The 1,240-nt window shown below is 65.8% G+C and carries 1 protein-coding gene; it reads left to right on the top strand.

Features of this window, described 5'->3' with window-relative positions:
- Window positions 1-74: 74 nt before the first annotated feature.
- Window positions 75-1,189, top strand: a protein-coding gene (locus CJZ98_RS17760) for an IS3 family transposase (RefSeq protein WP_094592425.1) whose coding sequence is annotated in 2 segments (ribosomal slippage) — window positions 75-336 and window positions 336-1,189 — 1,116 coding nt in all. Because the reading frame shifts where the segments join, the coding sequence is not laid out codon by codon here.
- The last annotated feature ends 51 nt before the right edge of the window (window positions 1,190-1,240 follow it).

Raw genomic sequence — 1,240 nt, 5'->3', positions numbered from 1 at the left:
TGACGTGGACCCCGGAAACCGGTCCAGGGTGAATGAGAGTCCTCATCCGGCCAGACTGGGCCGGGGACTCGACCATGAAACGCACCAGGCACACAGCAGAGCAGATCATCCGCAAGCTCAAAACCGCCGAGCAGCTGATCGCCCAGGGCAAGACCGTCGCCGACGTCTGCCGCGTGATCGAGGTCACGCAGCCGACGTACCACCGCTGGCGGCAGCAGTACGGGGGCATGCAGGCCGAGGAGGCCAGGCGGCTGACTCAGCTGGAAAAGGAGAACGCCCGGCTCAAAAAGCTGTTGGCAGAAGCCGAGCTGGAGAAGGCGATGCTCAAGGATCTCGCCGAGGGAAACTTCTGAGCCCGGAACGCCGCCGCAGGGCTGTCACGGTTCTGCAGGAGCGTTACCGGGCTTCTGAACGCCAGGTCTGCCGGGTGGTGGGCCAGTACCGCAGCACCCAACGCCATCCCTGCAAGGTCGTCTCGATCGAGGAGGGCAAGCTCAGGCATCGCCTACGGGAGATCGCCGCAGACCACATCCGCTGGGGCCGCCGGATGGCCTACCGCCTCCTGCGGCGCGAGGGCTGGACCGTCAATCACAAACGGGTGCAACGGATCTGGAGGGAGGAAGGCCTGCAGCGGCCTACGCCCAGGAAGCGAAAGCGGGCACGGCCTGCCGACGGCTCGGTCAGGCGGCATCGGGCCCAGCACCCCCACCAGGTCTGGGCCATGGACTTCCAGTTCGACGCCACCGCCGACGGCCGCAGACTCAAGTTTCTGAACGTGATCGACGAGCACAGCCGTCTCTGCCTGGCGATCCGGGTGGGCAGGCGCTGCAGGGCCAAGGACGTGGTGGCGGTGCTGGAGGAGCTCACCAGCCTCTACCCCGCACCAGCCTTCATCCGCTCGGACAACGGGCCGGAGTTCATCGCGCAGGCTCTGCGGGACTGGTGCGAGGCCAGCGGCACCACCACCACGGCCTACATCGAGCCAGGATCCCCGTGGGAGAACGGCTTTGTGGAGTCGTTCAATGGCCGCTTCCGGGATGAGTTCCTCAACACCGAGCTATTCACCACAGCTCCGGAGGCGCAGATCCTGGCCGATCGCTGGCGCTGGGAGTACAACTCACTCAGGCCGCACTCGGCCCTCCAGGGGCGTACGCCCCTGGAGGCAGCTCAACAGGGAGTTGCAGCATGACCACATCCACCCACTCTCATAAGGACTGGACCGACAAAGGGGGTCACGTCA

The organism is Vulcanococcus limneticus LL, assembly GCF_002252705.1.
Taxonomy (GTDB): Bacteria; Cyanobacteriota; Cyanobacteriia; order PCC-6307; family Cyanobiaceae; genus Vulcanococcus; species Vulcanococcus limneticus.
The sequence above is the reverse complement of the archived record's forward strand: the minus strand, read 5'-3'. Positions and strand labels throughout refer to the sequence as shown.